The 16,576-nt window shown below is 39.6% G+C and carries 14 protein-coding genes; 12 read left to right on the forward strand and 2 right to left on the reverse strand.

The window, feature by feature from the left end:
• Nucleotides 1-5 precede the first annotated feature (5 nt).
• The 6 genes from AC25Y1_RS14625 (at nucleotide 6) to AC25Y1_RS14650 (ending at nucleotide 6,541) form a co-directional block, all read left to right on the forward strand.
• Complete coding sequence (locus AC25Y1_RS14625; RefSeq protein WP_488148737.1) at nucleotides 6-707, forward strand: response regulator transcription factor; 702 nt, start codon at nucleotides 6-8, stop codon at nucleotides 705-707.
• 91 nt (nucleotides 708-798) lie between these two features.
• Entirely contained in the window at nucleotides 799-1,281 is a 483-nt protein-coding gene (locus AC25Y1_RS14630) for a DUF4870 domain-containing protein (RefSeq protein ID WP_488148738.1), read from the forward strand.
• A 52-nt stretch (nucleotides 1,282-1,333) separates the two neighbouring features.
• The gene (locus AC25Y1_RS14635) at nucleotides 1,334-2,335 is read left to right on the forward strand and encodes a hypothetical protein (RefSeq protein WP_488148739.1); all 1,002 of its coding nucleotides are present in this window, start codon (nucleotides 1,334-1,336) and stop codon (nucleotides 2,333-2,335) included.
• Between the two features lie 178 nt (nucleotides 2,336-2,513).
• On the forward strand, nucleotides 2,514-4,007 hold the full coding sequence (gene glpK / locus AC25Y1_RS14640; protein ID WP_488148740.1) for a glycerol kinase GlpK: 1,494 nt from the start codon (nucleotides 2,514-2,516) through the stop codon (nucleotides 4,005-4,007).
• A gap of 28 nt (nucleotides 4,008-4,035) precedes the next feature.
• Nucleotides 4,036-4,683: a hypothetical protein gene (locus tag AC25Y1_RS14645; protein ID WP_488148741.1), complete on the forward strand. Its 648-nt coding sequence runs from the start codon at nucleotides 4,036-4,038 to the stop codon at nucleotides 4,681-4,683.
• Nucleotides 4,684-4,711: 28 nt separating this feature from the next.
• On the forward strand, nucleotides 4,712-6,541 hold the full coding sequence (locus tag AC25Y1_RS14650) for an SEC-C metal-binding domain-containing protein (RefSeq protein WP_488148742.1): 1,830 nt from the start codon (nucleotides 4,712-4,714) through the stop codon (nucleotides 6,539-6,541).
• Between the two features lie 262 nt (nucleotides 6,542-6,803).
• On the opposite strand, the gene AC25Y1_RS14655 is transcribed toward AC25Y1_RS14650, so the two are convergent.
• Nucleotides 6,804-7,679, reverse strand: a complete 876-nt coding sequence (locus tag AC25Y1_RS14655) for a TetR/AcrR family transcriptional regulator (RefSeq protein ID WP_488148743.1) — start codon at nucleotides 7,677-7,679, stop codon at nucleotides 6,804-6,806.
• Nucleotides 7,680-7,841: 162 nt separating this feature from the next.
• Here AC25Y1_RS14655 and AC25Y1_RS14660 point away from each other — a divergent pair, with 162 nt between their 5' ends.
• The 6 genes from AC25Y1_RS14660 (at nucleotide 7,842) to AC25Y1_RS14685 (ending at nucleotide 15,563) form a co-directional block, all read left to right on the forward strand.
• Complete coding sequence (locus tag AC25Y1_RS14660; RefSeq protein ID WP_488148744.1) at nucleotides 7,842-9,329, forward strand: DHA2 family efflux MFS transporter permease subunit; 1,488 nt, start codon at nucleotides 7,842-7,844, stop codon at nucleotides 9,327-9,329.
• Between the two features lie 96 nt (nucleotides 9,330-9,425).
• Complete coding sequence (locus AC25Y1_RS14665) at nucleotides 9,426-10,460, forward strand: SEC-C domain-containing protein (RefSeq protein ID WP_488148745.1); 1,035 nt, start codon at nucleotides 9,426-9,428, stop codon at nucleotides 10,458-10,460.
• Between the two features lie 231 nt (nucleotides 10,461-10,691).
• The gene (locus tag AC25Y1_RS14670) at nucleotides 10,692-12,170 is read left to right on the forward strand and encodes an aldehyde dehydrogenase family protein (RefSeq protein ID WP_488148746.1); all 1,479 of its coding nucleotides are present in this window, start codon (nucleotides 10,692-10,694) and stop codon (nucleotides 12,168-12,170) included.
• A 73-nt stretch (nucleotides 12,171-12,243) separates the two neighbouring features.
• Nucleotides 12,244-13,401 (forward strand): saccharopine dehydrogenase family protein, encoded by a 1,158-nt coding sequence (locus AC25Y1_RS14675; protein ID WP_488148747.1) that lies wholly within the window; start codon nucleotides 12,244-12,246, stop codon nucleotides 13,399-13,401.
• A 134-nt stretch (nucleotides 13,402-13,535) separates the two neighbouring features.
• Entirely contained in the window at nucleotides 13,536-14,783 is a 1,248-nt protein-coding gene (locus AC25Y1_RS14680) for a serpin family protein (protein WP_488148748.1), read from the forward strand.
• A gap of 81 nt (nucleotides 14,784-14,864) precedes the next feature.
• On the forward strand, nucleotides 14,865-15,563 hold the full coding sequence (locus tag AC25Y1_RS14685; protein WP_488148749.1) for an AIM24 family protein: 699 nt from the start codon (nucleotides 14,865-14,867) through the stop codon (nucleotides 15,561-15,563).
• Between the two features lie 87 nt (nucleotides 15,564-15,650).
• Here AC25Y1_RS14685 and AC25Y1_RS14690 read toward each other — a convergent pair whose 3' ends face one another.
• Nucleotides 15,651-16,532 carry an SDR family oxidoreductase gene (locus tag AC25Y1_RS14690; protein WP_488148750.1) on the reverse strand — a complete coding sequence of 294 codons (882 nt, stop codon included), beginning with the start codon at nucleotides 16,530-16,532 and terminating at the stop codon, nucleotides 15,651-15,653.
• Nucleotides 16,533-16,576 lie beyond the last annotated feature (44 nt).

Below are 16,576 nucleotides of genomic sequence, written 5' to 3' on the forward strand. Positions count from 1 at the left end.
TAGAAATGGCAGGGGAACGAATTTTAGTTGTTGATGATGAAGATGGAATACGTGAACTGATTCAACTCTACTTGATGAAAAAAGGCTATAGCGTCCTGGGTGCGGAGAATGGATCAGAAGCAATTGATGGGGTTCGCAGTCATGCTATTGACTTAGTATTACTTGACATTGAAATGCCTGGTATGGATGGTTTTGAGGCTTGTAAAGAAATTCGGACATTTTCTAATGTTCCTATATTATTTGTTAGCTGCAAAAAAGAATTGTCAGATCGAATTGAAGGAATTGAAATTGGTGCGGACGATTTTATCACAAAACCTTTTGACTTTCATGAACTGGAAGCGCGTATTGAAGCCGTCTTTAGACGAAAGAATTGGGTGAGAATGGATGTCGAAAATGTAGTCACTTCAATGATTCGGGTAGATGATATCCAAATTGACTTGTTGAAGTGTGAGTTAACTGTACGTGGCGAGAAAATTCCACTGTCAAATAAGGAATTTAAACTACTGGCCTTAATGGCGAAGGAACCAAATCGTATTTGGCCAGCAGAACAATTGTATGACCATATTTGGGGCTATTACTCAGATGGTAGTCCACAAACTGTAAAAGTGCATATTAGTAATTTGCGCAAAAAACTTGAGATTGACCCAACAAAACCGCAATACATTCAAACGGCTAGGGGTTTTGGGTATAAGTTCGCATTAGGTTGATTAAATTTAATAAAAGAAGTTTCGAGTCTTAACGTTAACTTAACCTTCAGACATTATACTTTTATTAAATGAACAATAAGGGGGAATTAAAGTGCCAGATAACGGACACTTTCAATCAGATGATGAAGTTTCTATCGGGAAACAAACCATTTTCAAAGAAGAAGCACCAACAGCTATGGAAGCAATTGCAGCCACCGCTGAAAAAAAATCAACGTCGTCAGGGCTTGAAGAAAATATTGCAGCTTTACTTTGCCATTTCCCAATCATTGGACTCATCTTTTTCTTTATGGAAAAGGAAAATAAGTTTGTTCGTTTCCATGCGTTACAAGTAATCATGTTGTCACTTGTTCTATTTGTTGCATCCATAGCAGTTGCGATCATTACAGGTATATTATCTGCGATGAAACTTGGATTATTGGGCTTAATCATAAGCGGACCCTATTACTTTCTTATTATGCCGGCCACTTTCATCTTGCTAATTTTCATGGCCTATCAAGCTTATCAAGGAAAAACATTCAAGCTTCCGATTGTTGGAAAGTTAGCAGAAGAGCACTCGGCACCGAAGCAACTATAAATGGAAAATTGTAAGTTGAAATTGATTTTGATGAGGAGAAGGAGGTTAATAGATGTCTGTCATGAAGTTAGTGAATCGGACATTGCCGTTTTTATTTGCCCGATTCGCTATCTACGGATTATTTGTTGTGGCAGCGATCATTTTTCTAGCGATTATGATCGGAATTGGTTTTTTGCTATTGAAGATATTTGGTGAAAGCTCGACTGCTTTTCTCATTGTGATGGTGCTGGCATTCGGTACGATCTATGGTGGACTAAAGTTTTTAGAGCGTTATGTATTATACATGGTGAAGGTGGCCCATATTTCTGTCGTTGTTGAACTCTTAAAAACGGGAACAATCCCAGAAGGAAAAGGGCAAATCGCATACGGAAAAGAACAAGTGAAACAAAATTTTGGTTCCGCAAACGTTGCCTTTGTGGTTGATAAAGCGATTCATGGTGCTGTTAAACAAATTCAAAGATGGACGTTACGCGTGGGGGAAGCGTTTAGTTTTGTCCCTGGCGCTAAAAATATCATCGGTATCATTAATGCAATCATGTCCGTGAGTTTGAATTATATAGATGAGGCTGTTGTTAGTTACATTATTTTACGGAAGAATGAGCAACGAGAAGAATCAGTTTGGAAATCAGCGTCAGATGGTGTTGTGTTGTATGCACAAAGTTGGAAAGGTATCCTAAAAACATCGACTGCTGCTGTCGTTTGTATTTACGCATTCAGCTTCATTACTTTTATCGTTTTCGCTTTACCATTCATGGGCATAACGAGACTAATTGCAGCCAATAATCCTGGTCTAGAAACCTTTCTTAGTTTTATCGCGTTAGCTGGAGCTTTTGTGTTTACCATATCTATTAAGCGGGCACTTGTAGATCCGATAGTCACCATCGCCATGGTTCGTTCTTATCAGATAAGTATTACCGGATTAGAACCTGCTATGGATTTACAGCAAAAATTACTAGGCGTTTCTGGACGATTTAGAAAATTATTTGAAAAAGGTAAAGAAACAGAAGTGCAAGTCCCACCGGTAGAAACTAGCCCAGTAGAAGTTCCAACATAATGGATTGTTCAAGTACTCACTGAGTTATCGTTTTTTAGGATCCCCCATATTATTGGTTTATATAAATGTAGCGACTTGGAATCTCCCATCCAAGTCGCTACTGTTTTTTTGTATTGTTGGACGAATTAGACGATAATAATAATAAGGTTTCTTATCCATGTGAAATGAGGGTGAAAATATGACGGAAAAATATATGCTAGCACTCGATCAAGGCACGACTAGTTCGCGGGCAATTCTATTTAATCAAAAAGGTGAAGTTGTCCATACTGCACAAAAAGAATTCAAGCAATATTTTCCTAACCCTGGTTGGGTAGAACATAATGCAAACGAAATATGGAGCTCTATATTGGCGGTAATCGCTAGTGTGCTATCAGAGAAAAATATTCTCGCAGAACAAATCGCAGGCATCGGAATTACCAATCAAAGAGAAACGACGGTAGTCTGGGATAAAAAAACAGGCAGGCCTATTTATCATGCAATTGTCTGGCAATCTCGGCAAACTGCAGATATTTGTGAAGAACTAAAAACTGCAGGTCATCATGATACATTTCGGAACAAGACAGGCCTGTTAATTGACGCCTACTTCTCAGGGACGAAAGTGAAATGGATCTTAGATAATGTGGAAGGTGCAAGAGACAAAGCCGATCGTGGAGAATTGCTTTTTGGAACGATTGATACCTGGCTTGTATGGAAATTATCCAGTGGAAAAGCACATGTCACAGATTATACGAATGCATCTAGAACGCTCATGTATAACATCTATGACTTGAAGTGGGATGAAGAACTACTGGAGATATTAGGGGTGCCAACTTCCATGTTACCGGAAGTTAAGTCATCGTCTGAAATCTATACGTATACGGACAACATCCATTTCTTCGGTCATGAAGCGCCAATTGCAGGGATTGCAGGTGACCAACATGCTGCATTATTTGGCCAGACGTGTTTTGAAAGTGGCATGGTGAAAAATACTTATGGTACTGGCTGTTTCATGCTGATGAACACAGGTGACAAAGCGGTAAAATCAGAACACGGCTTGTTAACTACCATTGCTTGGGGCATCGATGGGAAAGTTGAATATGCACTAGAAGGTAGTATTTTTGTTGCGGGATCAGCCATTCAATGGTTACGGGATGGACTGCGGATGTTCAGGAATTCAGCGGATAGTGAGCAATATGCCGAACGCGTTTCGTCAACAGAAGGTGTATATGTAGTGCCTGCCTTTGTTGGCCTTGGGGCACCTTATTGGGATAGCGATGTGCGGGGTGCTGTATTCGGATTGACACGGGGTACAACGAAAGAGCATTTTATTCGTGCGACATTAGAAGCACTCGCCTATCAAACGAAAGATGTGTTAGCTGCTATGGAAGCTGATTCAGGCATTACACTGAAAACTTTAAGAGTCGATGGTGGGGCAGTCAAAAACGACTTTTTGATGCAGTTCCAAAGTGATTTATTAAATGTTCCCGTTGAAAGACCGATGATCAATGAAACGACAGCCATCGGTGCAGCTTATTTAGCTGGACTCGCAGTTGGATTTTGGAAGGATCGTTCAGAAATAAAAAAGCATTGGCAATTAGATAAACAGTTCGAACCAGAAATGACGGACAGTTCCCGTGATGAACTCTATGCGGGGTGGCAAAAAGCCATTAAAGCTGCAACAGCCTTTAAATAATAATAGAAAATTGGAACGGAGGGGGCATATGATTTATTTTTTTGGCATTGGAAATTATTTCAGTAGGATGAAGAAACAATCCACTCAGATGGAACGCTACTATCCGAAAAATACATACGACCGTCTAGCCATACGGGAAATCAAAGTAATATTAACGAATTTTAATGATTTATTTTACAATGCATATCCAGAAGCATTACACAATGAAGAAAAGCTACTTGTACAAGATTACAATCCAACGCATCATTCAAGAAAGTACGATGTACAAAGAGCCATTAAACTTTGTAAAGCACAAAAAGTACGACGAAAAGATATCGTGAAAATTGAAGAGTACCTTAATCTACAGTATGTCATCGAAGAGCAGATAAAGTATTATGATCAGACTTTAAGAAAAGCAGAAAAGGTAGAGCGATTGCTATCAAATGAGACATACGCCTCATTCTTCCCAGAATTATATCAAGAAAGAATGAATGCGCTAAAAGAAGTTAAAAACGCAAGTAATAGGGCAATCGATAAACTGTATCATGACAAACAATTGTGTGAGAAAACCATTTATAATCTTATCCGTCGTGGAGAGGGTTTCTGGGGCGAAGCAAGTAAGTTAATCGGTAGCCTGGTTGCAGAATCTGTCAAGCAAGTTGTAGATGTTGCTGGCCAAACAATTAGACGAAAGTAATTAGGTGTACGCTGAAGGGGGAAGTTTTGTGATTGGTCGTAATGATCCCTGCCATTGTGGTAGTGGAAAAAAATATAAAAAATGTTGTGGTTCAAAGCAAACAGATCTAGTTGAATTGATTGTAAATGAAGAGCTAGACCGGATTTTGACCGGTTTTTTCGATAACTATCCAATTGGCTTGGAACGAGAAGAAATGACTACGCTGATGCGAAAATGGTCGACTCGACTAACCGATAGTTGGGAAAAAGAGGACGTAGAAGAGGCCTCTAGTGAGTTTTATTTATTCATCCAAAATAATAAAGGATGGTATTCGTATATTGGGCAACAACTTAGCTTGACCAAAAGAGAAGTTGTTCGAAACGTGTTGAAAGAGTGGGACGAGCCAATGATGTTGTTGGCAGAGATAACAGAAGCAGATGCGAAATTTATTTATGTAAAAACTCTTTTTGAAGAGAGTACTTTTAAAATGACACGAAACGAAGGCATGCCGACGGATATCGGCACGCTGTTATTTGGTGTTGTCCTACGTGATTCAAGAAAAGGTGAACAAGCCATCGCACCTGTTTCCTCTATGCTATTTCTAGCGAAATGGAGTAAACAAACGAAAAAGTCCTTGATTGAGCTACGGGATGCTGTGAGTGAGAAGACAATTGAACAATTTATTGTTGATCACACACTTGATATTTACGATTTGTTTATCAAAAGAAGTATGGCTTCGATGAATGAACTTGTAGAGGAAGTACTAGCGGACGAGCAATTAAATGCACTAACGATGTTAGACACTGCGCTTCGTACGTTAGAACAAACTGCAGACTCAAGAGAAATTATGCACAAACTAGGCGTGGCCTATTTTCTGAATGAAAGCCAGGGTGCTACAGTTGAGGAGGACTTTGTGGCAGCAGCCGTAAAAACAGGTATTGAAATCGGTGTCATACAAGGCACAGGCTTGGCCGATGAGGATATTATAGAGAAATTTGAGGCATCTGATCAGGGGACAACCGTTTATGCTAAAGAATTGGCTTCGTTATATGCGAATATGATGGACAGTGGTGATGAGCCAGTTGCTGCCCGCATTTATGATATTGGGACAGATCCACGACCAACTGAGAAGGCATTATGGGAAACATCAATGACAACAGGCGGCGTTGTTCAACCTGAAAGAAAACCAACAGTGTCGGGTAGTCGTGCGCAACTTCTTTCTTATGAAGCTTATCTAGCAGAAACCGAAGAAGCACGTCGAGCGCTTGCTAAAAGTGCATTTGAAATGGATAACAATAATGCTGACGCGTTGTTATTGAAGGCGGAGATAGAACAAGATCATGACCGTACTGTGGAGTTGTTCGAAAAAGCGATTAAGTATGCAAGTCGCACGTTTGAACCTGGTGAAAACCCGTGGCAAAACATCCCCAATCGTCCCTTTATGCGTGCAGCCTTTTCGTATGGTGTCAATTTGTTTAGTAACGGGGAATACGATGAAGCGGCTTCATTGTTTTTAGATTTATTGAAAATGAATCGCATTGACAATCAAGGTGCTCGGTACGAGGCGGTTGCTTCATTGCTACATGCAAAACGTTTTGAAGAAGCTGCCGAAATCCTGATTCGCTATGAAAAAGGGTCAGCGAATGATGCGGCGTACTTGTATCTTGATTGGAAACTGGAGCATGATGGGTCAGAAGGCGATTCATCGAATGCAGATGAAATGCTTCAAGCCGCGCGAAAGGCGAATGGTCACGTTTTACATTTACAAACTTTCAAAACAAAGCCGATTCCCTATCCAAAACTTCAAGAAGTCGTGCCAGGTAGCGAAGAAGAGGCGCGGTATATCTGGTTATTATTAAGTGGTGGGAATAAAAGATAGTTATTAATGGGTCAAGAAAAAAATATAGTAATTGCGATTACCTGAAAAGTCAGGTAATCGTTTTTTTAGAAAATTATAGCTTTTACGATGGGTGTAAGATCCCGACTTGCAAGCAAAAGCCGGGTAACTGCCAGCAAACTCCATTCAATTGCAACGAAAACACTCTAACTGCAAGCAAACCCCTGTGATGTGCAAGCAAAAACTTAGAAGTACTAACCTGAACATATTTAATAAGTGCAACCCCACTACATCCACAATTTATTTACTTCAATGTTTCCAAGTATCCCCAAATACTAGCTGCGAGTTCACGGGTTTCGAGATCATAGGGCGTTTTAATAAAAGATTGTCGAAAAGATCGTGTAATAGTTTCGAGCAGAACAACGCGCGGTTGTTCGCTAGAAATTTCCTCGATGATAAAGTCGATATACTGTTTTGAATCTGGATGAAGCGATTGGACTTTCTGATTGAACTGGACAAGTTTTTTTATTAACTGTTCCCTGTTAGGTGAATTTAATGTTCCGACATCAGCAAATGTAATGCCTGAAAGTAAATTATCGTTTTCTGCAATCATAGATGGAATAATTGAGTCGATTCGTCTTAATGCAAATCGTGAAAGGTCATTTGTATTGATATTTTCCACTAAATTAGCGGTTGTCCAAACATGAACCATATGGTGTATAATGCCAATTGTCATGACAGCACAATCGGTTGCGTAAGGGGCTGCTTTAGCTCCATATATATCGACAAAACGGTTCGATAGCCAGGATAACTCGGCTAGATGATATTTTTTCGCGAATTCGCGTAGCTCCGCGTCCCCCGAATGCAGAATCGCTTCGAAAATCGGCATTAGATTGAGATCCATGTTTACTTGTTGTCTTACCGAGATTTGATTTGCAAGGATTTCTTTATCTGCCTGATCTTTCCCCGCAAGTAATTCTTGTCGTCGTATGGCTGTTTCTTCTCTACCATTTTCTAAAATTGCTATTAAACATTCATTTTTCGAAGAGAAATAATTGTAAAATGTTCCTTTTGAAATTTTTGAAGCATCTAATATATCTTGAATGGATGTTGAATTGAATCCCTTTTCTGTGAATAATTGTTGAGCAACTTCAATCACTTTTCTTTTGCGTTCATTCATTATAACGACCACCTTTGGACTACGAGTATAATTTAAAATGAGTATCTAAATGCACTCATCACAGTAAATGTTTTATGTTGAAATGAAATGGTTGATATATTTATACAATGAGTATAACATATGTTAAGTGATTAAAAAACAAAGACATTGGGGGGAGAATAGATGGATATTAAAAAAATGCATGAGAAACCTCCATATGGTATGATTGCAATTCTTTTCGTAGGTGCATTTGTCGCATTCCTAAATAATACGTTATTGAATATTGCCTTACCTACCATTATGGATGAGTTTCAAGTTAGTCCATCTGCTGTACAGTGGTTAACAACAGGATTCATGTTGGTAAATGGTATTTTAATACCGGCAAGTGCCTTTTTCATACAAAAATTCACAAATAGAAGTTTGTTTATTACAGCGATGTCTCTTTTTTCAATAGGAACATTGATTGCAATAGTTACACCAACATTTGGTTTGTTAATCGTAGCGAGAATGATTCAGGCAGCGGGTTCTGCAATGATGATGCCATTATTAATGAATATAATGCTTGTCGCTTTTCCGGTAGAAAAAAGAGGTTCTGCGATGGGCCTTTTCGGTCTTGTGATGTTTACAGCACCAGCGATCGGACCAACGCTTTCAGGATGGATAATTGAGCAGTACTCATGGAGAACGTTATTTGGTATCGTTCTGCCGTTTGCGGTATTTACATTAGTTTACGCGATTATAAGATTAAAAAATATCACGCCAAATCGTGATGTGAAAATTGATCTATTCTCTCTTGTCCTTTCAAGTATTGGATTCGGAGGGCTACTATATGGGTTTAGTTCTGCAGGCGATAGAGGTTGGGCTGATCCAATCGTCTACGGAACAATTATTGTTGGGGCAGTTTCATTGATTACATTCGTCGTTCGTCAAATTCGTTTGGATGAACCCATGCTCGATTTTAAAATTTATAAACATCCGATGTTTGCATTGTCATCTGCAATCTCAGTCGTTCTTTCAATCGCGATGTTTTCAGCGATGATTCTAACACCTCTTTATGTTCAAAGCGTTCGTGGGATATCACCATTTGAAGCGGGGATATTGATGCTGCCTGGTGCAGTATTAATGGGGATTATGTCGCCAATTACCGGACGTCTTTTTGATAAATACGGTGCACGTACGATGGCAATTATTGGCTTAACGATCACAATCGTCACCACTTATTATTTAAGTGAACTTGGAATGGATTCAGGTTACTACTATATAATGATGCTTTATACAGTTCGAATGTTTGGGATTTCAATGGTTATGATGCCGGTTATGACAAATGGTTTAAACCAATTACCAATGATCTCCAATCCGCATGGAACTGCGATGAATAGTACGTTGCAACAAGTTTCAGGCGCAATCGGTTCTGCAGTTCTATTAACAGTTATGACTACAAGAATGGAGTCAACGGGTGATGCACTATTTGAAGAAGCGAAAGCAGCTGGTAACGTGCCAACAACCGAAGCAGGACTGAAAGTATTACAAGATCAACTTGAAAAACAAGCGATGCTCGACGGGATCAACTTTGCATTTTTCATTTCCACAATTGTTGCAGTAGGCGCATTAATACTAACGTTCTTCATTAAACGTGTCACACCACCTAAGGATGACTTAAAAACAAAATGAAATAGCTCATAGTGCTTCGCAAAGGTTGAGTTAACCAATGCGGGGCATTTTAAATTCTGTTATAGTAGGGTAAAGAGTGCAATAGGAGAGATTGGTATGACACAAAGAAATGAACCATGCCCGTGCGGTAGTGGGAAGAAATATAAGAAATGTTGCTTGAGTAAAAGTGAAGTGCCAATAGAGACGCTCGTTGAAGACGAGTTAAATCGTACGATTAGCGGAATGTATGAACAGCCAATCACATCTGCGATTAATGCAGAATACGAAATTTATAAAAGAGAGTGGCTGAGTAAACTCAGTGATTTTTGGAATGAAGAAGAGATAGATGTTGCAGCGAGCGAATACTACTTTTTCGTTGCCCGTAGAGATCTTTGGAAACGTTATTTAATAAAAGTATTAAATGCTCCTGTCCGAAGTGCAGTTCGTGAAATTGTAGAGAGTTGGCAAGAACCAATCGTTCTCTTTGGTAAAATAACCGAAGAAAAGAATGATTGGGTCGTAGTTAAAGAAGTGCTAGGAGAAGGAACTTATTACATCGAAAAAGAAAAAGATATGCCTGTCTATATAGGTGAGGCCGTGTTTGGTGTTGCCTTACCCGATAATCGGATTCATGAGAATGGCGTTCTGATAATTACTTCACTGCTTTTTGTTGAAAATGACAATAATAGCTTTACAAATGAAATGTCAAAACTAGCAGAATCAAGTGGTTTTCATAATAGTAATGATTTTTATAAAATGCATATGATTGATATCTATCATGGTATCCTTTCCGGATCTAAAGGTGCTACCGAAGATTTCGCGGAAACAGAATTGTCGGATATTCAACAAGAAGCATTGGATATCTATTATAAAAACTTAGCTTTTTTGAGTATTCAAGCAGTCCAGCCTGAGAAGGTTGAGAATATAATCCTCACTTATTTAGTTGAGAAACAACCTAAATTCAAGAAGCCAGAAGTAATGGCAGCCGCATTTTTACACGCATTCCTTGAAGTTTCTGCGTTTGATGACCACATAATGAGCCAAACAGAAATCGCGAAGTTATTTAATGTCTCCGTTAGCTCCATGACCAATCAATCCAATAAACTTCATGAATTTATCGTGGAAATGGATGGGGAAGTTGAAAGTAATTAAGGTTATTCAAATACTTGGCGGTTCCCACTTTAATCAATAAATTCAAGTCTGAACAGTAAAACCTTCTAGTCGTCGAAGTACGATGACTAGAAGGTTTTTTGATATTTAACGAATGATCACGAAGAAATTTCCAGTTAAAAAAAGGATTATCAGGAATGCTGTCGAAAGGGTATCGTTGTAAGCGTTTTCGAGAGACTGGGTCAAGATAGAAAAGAGAGGGGAATGTTTAACATGCAATTGAACAACTATATTAATGGGAAATGGCAAGAAGCGGGGAATGGAAACTACACGGCAGTAAAAAATCCCGCAAACAGTGAAGAAGTTGCACAAGTTAGGTTGTCAACTAGCGAAGATGTTGATCAGGCAGTAATGGCTGCGAAGAAAGCGCAAAAAGAGTGGGCGCTTGTCCCCGCACCAAAACGTGCTGATTTCCTATATGAAATTGGTCGGATTATGAAAGAGAAAAAAGAACATTTAGCCCAGGTGCTTACGACTGAGATGGGGAAAGTCATTGAAGAGGCACGCGGTGAAGTCCAAGAAGGAATTGACATGGCTTTTTATATGGCGGGTGAAGGTAGACGACTTTTCGGAGAAACCGTACCGTCAGAGCTGCAAGATAAATTCGCAATGAGTGTGCGCGCACCAATTGGTGTTGTGGGTTTGATTACACCATGGAATTTCCCGGTGGCCATTGCAACTTGGAAGTCGTTTCCAGCAATCGTAGCGGGCAATACATTTATTTGGAAACCTGCAACTGAAACACCGATGATGGCCTATGAGATGGGGCTTATTTTTGACGAAGTGGGACTTCCAGAAGGGGTTGCGAATATCGTCTTTGGCTCAGGGTTAGAAGTGGGAAGCGCATTGATCGAACATCCAGATGTACGCGTCATTTCATTTACAGGGTCAACGGAAACAGGTAGACATGTTGCTGAAACAGGTGGACGCCATTTGAAAAAGGTCTCGCTTGAAATGGGTGGAAAAAATGCGGTAATCGTCTTAGAAGATGCAGATATTGATCTAGCAGTAGAAGGTATACTTTGGAGCGCATTTGGTACAGCAGGTCAACGCTGTACAGCTTGTAGCCGAGTCATCGTGCATAAAGATGTCAAAGAAGAGCTTGAACGAAAATTATTGGAAGAAATGAAACAACTAACGATTGGAAATGGTTTAGATGAATCTGTCAAAGTAGGGCCGGTCATTAACGAAAAAGCTTTAGAGAAGATTTCAAGTTATGTAGAAATTGGAAAAGAGGAAGGCGCAAAGCTATTAGTCGGTGGGAATGTATTAACCGATGGGGATTTAGCGAAAGGGCATTATTTCGAACCGACATTATTCACAGATGTTAAGTGGGATAGCCGTATTGCGCAAGAAGAAATATTCGGACCAGTTGTTTCACTCATTGAAGTTGCGAGTTTAGAAGAGGCCATCGAAGTAAACAATAGCGTCATTTACGGACTTTCAAGTTCAATTTTCTCACGTGATGTCAATAAAATATTCCAAGCACAACGGGATCTTGACACGGGAATTGTCTATGTAAACGCCGGTACAACAGGTGCGGAGATCCACTTACCTTTTGGTGGGACAAAAGGGACTGGAAATGGTCACCGTGATTCTGGTGTAGCTGCACTCGATGTGTTCACAGAATGGAAAAGTATTTACGTAGACTTTAGTGGTAAATTACAACGAGCACAAATTGATAATTCATAACAGACGAATGAGTGTCGTTTTCTTGGTGGTTTGAATAGGGATACTAAACAGACAGACGTAAGGGGATGGGGAAATGAAAGTAGTCGTACTGGGAGCAGGTTTAATGGGGAAAGAAACAGCACGTGATTTGGTGAAAAGCGATGACGTGTCAAAAGTATATTTAGCAGATTTAAATGTTCGACAAGCGGAGGACTTTGCAGAAGAACTCATGTCTGACAAACTCGATATATTACTGCTCGATGCGACAAATGATGAGCAGTTAAGTGATGTAATGGCGCTTGGGGATGTCGTTGTAAACGCGCTTTTCTATACATTTAATGAAAAGGTTGCTAGAACGGCTATCGAAAGAGGCGTTCACTCGATTGACCTAGGGGGGCATATCGGAGGGGCGACAGAAGTTGTGCTTGCCTTAAAGGAAAAAGCGATTGAAAAAGGGGTGACGATTATACCGGATTTGGGTGTTGCTCCCGGTATGATCAATATACTTACAGGTTATGGTGCTGAAAAACTAGACAAAGTTAAATCGATTAAATTATATGTTGGTGGAATACCCGTCAATCCGGAACCACCTTTAAATTATAATGTCGTCTTTTCATTAGAAGGTGTTTTCGACCATTATACCGATTCATCACATGTGATTAGAAATGGTGAATTAAAGGAAATCGCATCGCTATCTGAAATTGAAATGATTGAATTTGACAAGTATGGGGAACTTGAAGCCTTTCATACATCAGGCGGTACATCAACGCTGACAGAATCTTTTTCTCATGTAGAAACATTGGAGTATAAAACGATTCGCTATAAAGGCCATGCGGAAAAATTCCAGTTACTTGTCGATTTAGGGCTACTCGCACGGGATAACGAAGTAACAGTTGAGGGCAAAAAAGTGAAAGTAAGAGATGTGATGAGAGAACATCTCTCTCCGCAACTTCGACTGGGTGATAAATCGGATGCAGTACTTTTACGGGTACTCGTTATAGGGGAAAAAGATGGTGTCATGGTGACCTATGAATATGATTTAATCACCGAAAAAGATACGTCGAAAAATGTCACGGCAATGGCACGTGCAACCGCAAATACAATGTCGATTGTTGCGCAAATGATTGGAACGGGTAAAATTACAAAACGTGGGGCTTACCCGCCAGAAAAAATGGTGCCTGGTGACCTTTATATTGCAGAACTGAAAAAACGTGGTGTTGTAATTGAAGAGTTCGTAAAGGAATTTGTTTAAGAACACAAACTATAGGTAATTGAATAATTACAGCTGATCCTAATTCACCTCACTGGTATTGGATCAGCTTTTCTATTTTTATGTAACTTTTCCAACTGATAACAGTCTAATCGTCAAAAGGGAAGGTGAATACAGTGAAAAAAATACTGATTCTATTTATAGTAAGTTTGCTAGTAGTGATTACAGGATGTGGAACAGAAAATAAGTCAGGGGGACTAGAAATTTCAAAAGACGTGGCGTTTGAGGAAAAAGACTATGAAAAGATTGTTTCACCGAATAATGAACTAGGTTTCAAGCTTTTACAAGAAGTTGAACCTGATGAAAACAATAATATGTTCATCTCGCCTACAAGTTTATTTATGGCGTTGTCAATGATCTATAACGGTGCGGATGGTACAACAAAAGAAGAAATTGCTGAGGTTCTACAAGCAGAAGGGATTTCAGTTGAAGACCTAAATAAAGCGAACGCTTCAATAATGTCTAGTCTTGATAAAGAAGAAGATGACTTACAGTTAAACATCGCAAATTCTATCTGGCTTAGTGATCAATTTTCATTTCAAAAAGAGTTTTCCAGCAACACGACAGATTACTTCAATGCAGAAATCACTGAAATAGACATAACAGACAGTAAATCACCTGATCAAATCAATGATTGGGTGAAAAAATCAACAAACGACAAAATTGAAGAGATTGTAGATTCTCCGTTAGATGCTAATTTAGTGGCAGTTCTGATTAATGCCATTTACTTTAAAGGCAGTTGGACGCAAGAGTTCGATAAGAACGAAACAACAGATCGACCATTTCAGCTACCAGGGGGTTCTGTAAAAGACGTCCCATTAATGACGATGAAAGCTGAATTTGACTATCTTGAAAATGAAGCGTTCCAAGCCATTCGCTTGCCGTATGGAGACGGTGAAATGAGTATGAAGGTATTCTTACCGAAAGAAAATTCAAGTCTCGAAGAATTTAGGTCAACACTAACGAACGAGAACTGGACAGCTTGGCAAAATGAATTTGAAGTGGAAGAAGGCACAATTTACCTGCCAAAATTTCAATTGGAATTTGAAGCTTCTTTAAACGAGGCACTCAAAAGCTTAGGCATGAATTCAGCATTTGATGGAAATGCAAATTTCTCAAAGATGATCAACGAAGATGACCAATTATCCATAACAAACGTAAAACAAAAAACTTATATTGATGTTAGTGAAGAAGGGACCGAAGCGGCGGCTGTAACGGGTATCGAAATGGGGATTACGTCCGCACCGATTAATGAACCATTCGTTATGGAAGTGAATCGACCATTCTTTTTTACGATAACGGATGACGAAACGGATACGATTCTATTCATGGGGTCGATTTCCAATCCAGAGCAAGCAAAGTGATTTAACTTATTTTTGCATGAAACTAACCCGTCAATGAATACGTATGTAAAGGTAGACGTTTCTTGAAAGGGGATTGGGTTGATGAGCAAATATACGATAGATGAATTTATTCGTCAGACAAAGCAAGATGAACGGGGCAATGAATTCTTTGAACTTGAAACACCTAGAATATTAGAAGTAAATTTGAATGACCTAGTATGGGCAAAAACAGGCTCAATGATTTCATACGCCGGGCAAATAAAGTTTGAACGCGAAAGAATGTTAGAACATGGCCTCGGGAAGATGTTCAAAAAAGCATTTAGCGGGGAAGGTACATCGTTAATGAAAGCGACAGGAAACGGTCGACTCTATTTGGCGGACCAAGGCAAGAAAATCACAATATTCGATTTGAACAATGAATCCATCACAGTGAATGGGAACGATTTACTTGCCTTCGAACCGACCATTGAGTGGGATATCAATTTAATGAGAAAAATGGCTGGCGTCATGTCCGGCGGCTTATTTAATGTGAACTTAAGAGGCCGAGGAAAAGTGGCCATCACATCACATTATGAACCGTTAACATTGCTAGTCAAACCCGGGGAACCTGTTATCACAGATCCGAATGCGACGGTTGCATGGTCCGGAAATTTAGTTCCAGAATTCCGTACCGATATTAGTTTTAGAACATTATTAGGGCGGGGGAGCGGTGAGTCTTTCCAAATGGAGTTTACCGGAGAAGGATTCGTCATCGTCCAACCATTTGAGGAAGGACTCGCGACACCACAAACAACTTCATAAACTAAGTTTAGAGCCAATCGCATATACCATCAAAAAAATCTCACTTACATGTATAACAAAACGTGTAAGTGGGATTCTTCACTAAAATTAAGATCCTACATAATTCCCGCCATCAATATGAATGGTTTGTCCAGTCATATAACTAGAATCATTTGCGGCCAAAAACACATAAGCCGGTGCATTTTCAGCAGGCTGCCCGCGACGTTTCGCTGGCGTGTCTGTACCGTGCTGTTGGACTTTCTCACCATCAAATGTCGCAGGAATAAGCGGCGTCCAAATTGGTCCTGGGGCAACTGCATTGACGCGTATTCCTTTGTCCGCTAAATTGAGCGCAAGAGAGCGGGTGAAAGAAGTAATCGCACCCTTTGTTGCCGAATAATCAAGTAATCCTGGGGAGCCGTTATAGGCTGTCACGGAAGAAGTGTTGATAATGGCATCTCCATCTGTCATATGTTTTAAAGCTGCTTTTGTTAAATAAAACAAACCAAAGAAATTTGTTTCAAACGTTTCGCGTAGCTGATCCTCAGAGATATTAGCGATGTCATCCTGCGGAAATTGTTTTCCGGCATTATTTACTAGAATATTGATCCCACCAAATTCATTAACAACATCACTAATAATCTGCTCACAATTTTCTTCTTCGCTAATGTCGAGACGAATTTTAATGGCCTTAACCCCAAGTTTTTCAATAAGTTCTATCGTTTTATTCGCATCGACATCTTCGTTTTCATCAAGATAGCCAATTGCGACATTAGCGCCTTCTTTCGCGTATGCGATGGCAACGGCACGTCCAATTCCACTATCGCCTCCAGTGATTAAAGCGTTCTTTCCTGTTAATTTCCCGGAGCCTTTATAATTTTCATCATCATAAATGGGTGCTGGTTCCATCTCAGCTTCAATACCTGGCTGCTGATCCTGTGTTTGTTTCGGAACTTGTTCGTCAATTTTGTCGTATTTATTGTTTGTCATTAGAATCCTCCTTTTATAGAATTATTCCCCGAAATAGTTAGGGT

The sequence above is a fragment of the Sporosarcina sp. Y1009 genome (assembly GCF_057669865.1).

What these genes read in the sequence shown, in the direction of transcription:
- AC25Y1_RS14625 (WP_488148737.1), top strand. Translation starts at nt 6, where the DNA reads ATGGCAGGGGAACGAATTTTAGTTGTTGATGATGAAGATGGAATACGT.
- AC25Y1_RS14635 (WP_488148739.1), top strand. Translation starts at nt 1,334, where the DNA reads ATGTCTGTCATGAAGTTAGTGAATCGGACATTGCCGTTTTTATTTGCC.
- glpK (WP_488148740.1), top strand. Translation starts at nt 2,514, where the DNA reads ATGACGGAAAAATATATGCTAGCACTCGATCAAGGCACGACTAGTTCG.
- AC25Y1_RS14645 (WP_488148741.1), top strand. Translation starts at nt 4,036, where the DNA reads ATGATTTATTTTTTTGGCATTGGAAATTATTTCAGTAGGATGAAGAAA.
- AC25Y1_RS14655 (WP_488148743.1), bottom strand. Translation starts at nt 7,679, where the DNA reads ATGAATGAACGCAAAAGAAAAGTGATTGAAGTTGCTCAACAATTATTC.
- AC25Y1_RS14660 (WP_488148744.1), top strand. Translation starts at nt 7,842, where the DNA reads ATGGATATTAAAAAAATGCATGAGAAACCTCCATATGGTATGATTGCA.
- AC25Y1_RS14665 (WP_488148745.1), top strand. Translation starts at nt 9,426, where the DNA reads ATGACACAAAGAAATGAACCATGCCCGTGCGGTAGTGGGAAGAAATAT.
- AC25Y1_RS14670 (WP_488148746.1), top strand. Translation starts at nt 10,692, where the DNA reads ATGCAATTGAACAACTATATTAATGGGAAATGGCAAGAAGCGGGGAAT.
- AC25Y1_RS14675 (WP_488148747.1), top strand. Translation starts at nt 12,244, where the DNA reads ATGAAAGTAGTCGTACTGGGAGCAGGTTTAATGGGGAAAGAAACAGCA.
- AC25Y1_RS14685 (WP_488148749.1), top strand. Translation starts at nt 14,865, where the DNA reads ATGAGCAAATATACGATAGATGAATTTATTCGTCAGACAAAGCAAGAT.
- AC25Y1_RS14690 (WP_488148750.1), bottom strand. Translation starts at nt 16,532, where the DNA reads ATGACAAACAATAAATACGACAAAATTGACGAACAAGTTCCGAAACAA.